This is a genomic window from Alcanivorax sp. HI0083 (assembly GCF_001635175.1).
Map to the genome: position 1 here is coordinate 1 of NZ_LWFX01000918.1, position 6238 is coordinate 6238.

The following is a 6238-nucleotide window of genomic DNA, read 5'->3' on the forward strand; positions in this document are numbered from 1 at the left end:
TGTCTCTGAGTGTGGCGGCCAATGTGCACGCTGGTGTTTCCAGCCAGGAAGCGGCGAAGCTGGGTACATCCCTGACGCCTTTCGGTGCACAGATTAAAGGCAACGGCAAAGCTACCTCTACAGGTCTGGGTATCCCGGATTACACCGGCGGCATCCAGCGCAAGGATATTCCCAAGACTTATACCCGTCCGGGCCAGCATCACCCGGACCCGTACAAATCTGACAAAATCGCCTTCACCATTAACGCCCAGAACGTGTCCCAGTATGCGGATAAGGTGCCGGACGGTGTGCAGGCCATGCTGAAAACCTACCCGGATACCTTCAAGCTGAATGTGTACCCGAGCCACCGCTCTACGTCTGCGCCACAATGGGTGTACGACAACACCAAAAGCAACGCCACCAAGGCCAAGCTGGGTGAAACCGGCGTGGACAATGCTTTCGGCGGCATTCCGTTCCCGATTCTGAGCGGTACTAACGAGCAGAAAGCCAAGCAGGCAATCTGGAATCACATTTTGCGCTGGCGTGGTCTGTACGTGGTGCGTCGTGCGTCAGAAGTGGCTGTTCAGCGTAGCGGTGCCTACTCGCTGATTACCTCACAGCAGGAAGTGTATTTCCGTTATTACGATCCGAAGTACAACTTTGACTCCCTGGATAACATCATTTTCTACTACCTGTCCTTCACCAAAGCGCCGGCACGTCTGGCTGGCGGTGCGGTACTGGTACACGAAATGCTGGACCAACAAAAAATGCCGCGCCAAGCTTGGGGCTACAATGCCGGCCAGCGTCGCGTGCGTCGTGCACCTAACCTGGCTTACGACACGCCGATTGCGGCGGCCGATGGCCTGCGTACGGCAGACGACACCGATATGTATAACGGTGCGCCGGACAAGTACAACTGGAAGCTGGTTAGCGAGAAACCAGTGGAAATGTTCATCCCGTACAACAACTACAAGCTGGATAGCCCGGATGTGAAGTACGAGACCTTGCTGCAGCCAGGGCACGTCAATGCGGATTACCAGCGTTGGGAACTGCATCGCGTCTGGGTGGTGGAAGCAAACCTGAAAGAAGGTGAGCGACACATCTACCAGAAGCGTCGTTTCTATATTGATGCAGATTCCTGGCAGATTGCCGCCATCGACCAGTACGACCGTCGTGGCGAGCTGTGGCGCGTGAGCCTGGCTTACATCAAGAACTACTACGAAGTGCCGACCCAGTGGACGGCTCTGGATACCTTCCACGACCTGCGTGCTCAGCGTTACCACGTGCAGTTCCTGGATAACGAAGAGTCTTCCATCCTGGATTACAGCCAGCCGGTACCGGGCGATCGTTATTTCCACCCGGCAGCGCTACGTCGCCGCGGTCGTTAATTATAAAAAATGCCGGCTCAATGAAGCCGGCAAGGCAAAACGACCGGGACGCCACCCATGGCCCCCGGTCGTTTTGTGCTCGGCCCTGGAACGGGGCCCTCGGGAAGAGTAAGGGACAATGAAAAAAACAGTGTTAATGGCTCTGTCGGCCATGCTGTCTGCGCCTCTGCAGGCAGATTTCGTTTCGAATGATGCTCCACTGGTCACGGCTAACAATTATCTGGATATCGCTTATGCGGATAGCCGGGTCGTTGCTGTGGGTGACCGGGGTAAAATTCTCTATTCCGATGATCAAGGCGATCACTGGAAGCAGGCGGTAACGCCATCTGAAGTACTGCTCACCTCGGTGTGTTTTGCTGATGCCCGCCATGGCTGGGCCGTTGGCCACGATGCGGTGGTACTGGGCAGTGATGATGGCGGTGAAACCTGGACCGTGCAGTACAGTGACCCCTTGGGTAGCGGCGAGGAGGATGCGGCGCCGGTTGAGGAGGAGCTGGATGACTACGCCATGGATGATCTCTATGGCGACCCCTATGGTGATGATGCCTACGGTGATGAAGGCGACGATCTCTATGGCGATAGTGCTGCCATGGCACCGGTAGATACCTCCGGTGCACCGTTGCTGGATGTGTTCTGTGATAGCCGTGATCGTGCCGTTGCTGTGGGAGGATATGGCTACTTCCTGCAAACCACCGATGGTGGTGAAACCTGGAATAAAGCTCTGGATCGTCTGGATAACCGTGATGGCTGGCATTTGTATGACTATGCCGCTGCCAAAGGTGGAAACGATCGTTACGTGGTGGGCGAAAAAGGCGTGATGTTCCACTCAGCTGATAAAGGCATGAGCTGGGAAAAACTGCAAAGCCCTTACAGCGGCACCCTGTTCGGGGTGACGGCGATCTCTGATTATAAAGCGCTCACTTACGGCCTGCAGGGCAATGTGTGGTTGACGGCCAATCGGGGTCGCAGTTGGGTGAAAATCCCCTCAAAGCTGAGCCGTGGTGTTAACGATGGCACGGTACTGGCGGATGGCACCGTGGTACTGGTCACTAACGCCGGTGGCATCCTTACCAGCCATGATGGCGGTCAATCTTTCTCCCTGCGGTTCTTGCCGGATCGCGATTCTATCTCCGCAGTTCTTCCCCGTGATGCAGGTGGCATTCTTGTCGCCGGGCAGGGTGGATTGCGCGTGATTGAAGACGTTAAATAAGGGGCTCAGCAATGTCAGGTCGTATTTCCAAAAGTATTGCCAGTGGGCTGTTTGCTGTTCGGCCCCTGATTCTGCTGGCCTTTATCGCAGCCACCGTGCTGTTGGGGTTCCAGGCTAGCAAGATCCAACTGAACACCGATATCCGCAAGATGGTTCCGCTGGATCATCCTTATATTCAGAACTTCCTCGAACACCAAAATGACTTGAGCTTGGGTAATGATGTCCGCGTGATTGTTGCGGAAACTCAAGGCGATGACATTTTCAACGAAGACTATGTCAATGCGTTGAAAGAAATCACTGACGAAGTGTTCGCGCTGGAAGGCGTTGATCCGAGCAAAATCCGTTCACTGTGGACCAGCAATGTACGCTGGAACGAAGTGACCGAACAGGGCTTTCAGGGCGGGGAAGTGATTCCTGCAGGCTACGATGGCTCGCAAGATTCGCTGGAACAACTGCGCACCAACGTGCTGCGTTCCGGGCAGGTGGGCCGTCTGGTCGCCGATAACTTCCAGTCCAGCGTAGTACACGCCTATTTGCTGGATGCGCTGGGCGATGACGGTGTCGATATTCCGGTTCTGTCCGCCCGGCTGGAAGAGATCCGCGGCAAGTATCAGGATAAATACCCGAACGTTCGCATTCACATTGTCGGCCTGGCAAAAAAAGCTGGTGACGTGATGGCGGCAGCGGAAGAAGTGGCCATGTTCTTCTTCTTCACCCTGGGGCTGATCGCGCTTCTGCTGTTAATCGATACCCGCTGCCTGCGCAGTGCACTGACCGTGACGGCCTGCTCCTTTGTGGCCGTTATCTGGCAGCTGGGCATTGTCAGCAGCCTGGGCTTCACCATCGATCCCTATTCCATGCTGGTGCCGTTCCTGGTGTTTGCCATTGCGGTATCCCACGGTGTTCAGATCGTTAACACCCTGGCCAACTACGCCGCAGAAGGGCGTAGCTCGCTGGATTCGGCACGCGCTACTTTCCAGGCGCTGTGTGTGCCGGGCATGGTGGCACTGGTGTCGGATGCCATCGGCTTCCTCACTCTCTACATGATTGATGTGGGGGTGATCCGTGAGCTGGCCATGGCGGCCAGTATTGGTGTGGCGGTGATCATTATTTCCAACCTGGTGGTGGTGCCGCTGGTACTGTCTTATCTGGGCGTGAGCGGAGCTTCCGTTCGCAAGATTCAGGCAGGGGAGAAGAAAGATCATCCGTTGGCAGGATTGTTTGCCCGCTTTACTCGCACCCCACTGGCCGCGCTGTCCATCGCTGTGGCTGTGGCGGGTTACGGTGCCGGTATTTATCTGAGCCAGGACCTGAAAATTGGTGATCTGGACAAAGGGGCGCCCGAATTGTGGCCGGACCCGTGTGAAGACATGGATTGCCCCCGTGGTTATGAGCCCAAACCTCGCTACCGCTACAACCATGACGTCAACTTCCTGGTATCCAATTACTCAGTGAGTGCGGACGTACTGGTGGTTATGGGCAAGACCCCGGTGGAATCCTGTAACACCTATGCGGCCATGCAAATCGTGGATGACCTGGCGTGGAACCTGCGCAATGTGGAAGGGGTGCAAGACGTGACGACCATCGCGTCTGCGACGAAGCTGATCTCGACCAACATGAATGAAGGGTCCATGAAGTGGGCGACCATTTCCCGGGACCAGTATGCGTTGAATAACGTCATGAGCTTCATGCCGGACAGCCTGTACAACCTGGATTGCTCGCTGACACCGGTTTATGTGTTCCTGGACGATCACAAGGCTGAAACGTTGGAGCGTGTTACCGGTGCAGTGGCTGACTTTGCCGAGGCTCGTAACAACAAGGATGTGATGGAGCTGAAGCTGGCCTCCGGTAACGCCGGCGTGGAAGCGGCCACCAACCAAACCATCGCCGCCAGCCAGTACCCGATGCTGGCTCTGGTTTATGCGGTGGTGTCGGTACTGATCCTGATCGCTTTCCGCTCTTTCCGTGCGGTGATTTGTATCATTGTACCGCTGGGGCTTACCTCCATTCTCTGTCAGGCACTGATGGCTCACCTGGGTATCGGCGTAAAAGTCGCGACTCTGCCGGTGATCGCTTTGGGTGTAGGTATCGGTGTGGATTACGGCATTTATATCTACAGCAAGCTGTCTGAATACCTGAAGCAGGGTATGGAACTGGAAGATGCCTACAAGCAGACCCTGAAAACCACAGGTAAAGCGGTGGCGTTCACCGGGATTACCCTGGCGGTGGGTGTTGTCTTCTGGGTCTTCAGTTCCATCAAGTTCCAGGCGGACATGGGCATCCTGCTGACCTTTATGTTCCTGTGGAACATGATCGGTGCCCTCTGGCTTCTGCCGGCTCTGGCTCGCTTCCTGCTCAAGCCGGACCCGGCCCGCGCCAAACTACGCAGTTAACTGGCGCGCTGATTTCGTTAGTTATGTTCAAGCCCGGCTCTGCCGGGCTTTTTTTGTGCCGCTTTGCGGCTGCAACACGGTTCACGCTGCAGGCAACATGCCCCGCGTAGCGGATGTTGGGAGGGGATAGCGCGTGGACCGGCTTTCCAATGGGTTCACCGTTCGCTTCACTGTCGGACACAAAACATCGAAGTCACCGGAGCCGTTGGCTATAATGCCGCCGATTACCACCGATCGGGCTCTTTCATGCTGTACTCCCTGGCACGACCTTTACTGTTCTCTCTCTCTGAAGAGCATTCTCACGAGCTGACGCTGGCATTGCTGCGCAAGCGAGCAGGCAAGCTGTGGCCGGGTGCGGTGCCGGCGGCACCGAAAGAAGTCATGGGCATCGAGTTTGCCAACCCGGTGGGGCTGGCTGCCGGGCTGGACAAGAACGGTGACTGTATCGATGGTCTGGCTGATCTGGGTTTTGGCTTTATTGAAGTGGGGACTGTCACGCCACGTCCGCAACTGGGTAATCCTCAGCCGCGCCTGTTCCGCCTTCCCCAGGCCCAGGCGCTGATCAACCGGATGGGGTTCAATAATCTTGGCGTGGAATACCTGGTAGGGGCGGTGAAACGTAGCCGCTATAAAGGAGTGCTGGGGATCAACATTGGCAAGAACAAGGATACCCCGGTGGAAGATGCGGTTCAGGACTACCTGATTTGCCAGCAGAAAGTGCATGCCTATGCCAGCTACCTGGTGGTCAATGTGTCCTCGCCCAATACGCCGGGTTTGCGCACCCTGCAGCTCTTCTTCGCTGTTATCCGGGGCAATCTTGATCACCAGCGGCACCCGGCGACGGTGCTCCTGGTCCAGGCGCGTCTGGGCTTCGCGCAACGTACCCAGCAGCTCATCCAGAGCCGCACCGTGCTGCAGGGTGCGCAAACCCGGCGTATTGGGCGAGGACACATTGACCACCAGGTAGCTGGCATAGGCATGCACTTTCTGCTGGCAAATCAGGTAGTCCTGAACCGCATCTTCCACCGGGGTATCCTTGTTCTTGCCAATGTTGATCCCCAGCACTCCTTTATAGCGGCTACGTTTCACCGCCCCTACCAGGTATTCCACGCCAAGATTATTGAACCCCATCCGGTTGATCAGCGCCTGGGCCTGGGGAAGGCGGAACAGGCGCTGATCAACCGGATGGGGTTCAATAATCTTGGCGTGGAATACCTGGTAGGGGCGGTGAAACGTAGCCGCTATAAAGGAGTGCTGGGGATCAACAT

3 protein-coding genes and 2 pseudogenes are annotated in these 6238 nt (G+C 56.3%); 4 read left to right on the plus strand and 1 reads right to left on the minus strand.

Going from position 1 to position 6238, the window contains the following annotated elements:
• From A3754_RS09615 to pyrD, 4 genes and pseudogenes are all read left to right on the plus strand, one after another.
• A partial coding sequence (locus tag A3754_RS09615) for a DUF1329 domain-containing protein (protein ID WP_063519491.1) occupies nt 1-1367 on the plus strand: 1367 nt, incomplete at its 5' end.
• Nucleotides 1368-1485: 118 nt separating this feature from the next.
• Nucleotides 1486-2577, plus strand: a complete 1092-nt coding sequence (locus A3754_RS09620) for a YCF48-related protein (RefSeq protein ID WP_063519492.1) — start codon at nt 1486-1488, stop codon at nt 2575-2577.
• Between the two features lie 11 nt (nt 2578-2588).
• Entirely contained in the window at nt 2589-4970 is a 2382-nt protein-coding gene (locus A3754_RS09625; protein WP_063519493.1) for an RND family transporter, read from the plus strand.
• A 246-nt stretch (nt 4971-5216) separates the two neighbouring features.
• A pseudogene (pyrD, locus tag A3754_RS09630) lies at nt 5217-5759 on the plus strand (dihydroorotate dehydrogenase (quinone)); the annotation flags it as partial.
• Nucleotides 5760-5813: 54 nt separating this feature from the next.
• Here pyrD and A3754_RS09635 read toward each other — a convergent pair.
• A pseudogene (locus A3754_RS09635) lies at nt 5814-6101 on the minus strand (quinone-dependent dihydroorotate dehydrogenase); the annotation flags it as partial.
• Nucleotides 6102-6238: the final 137 nt, after the last annotated feature.

Bases quoted from the DNA above. Each gene is read 5' to 3' on its own strand.
- A3754_RS09620 (WP_063519492.1), top strand. From the start codon at position 1,486: ATGAAAAAAACAGTGTTAATGGCTCTGTCGGCCATGCTGTCTGCGCCT.
- A3754_RS09625 (WP_063519493.1), top strand. From the start codon at position 2,589: ATGTCAGGTCGTATTTCCAAAAGTATTGCCAGTGGGCTGTTTGCTGTT.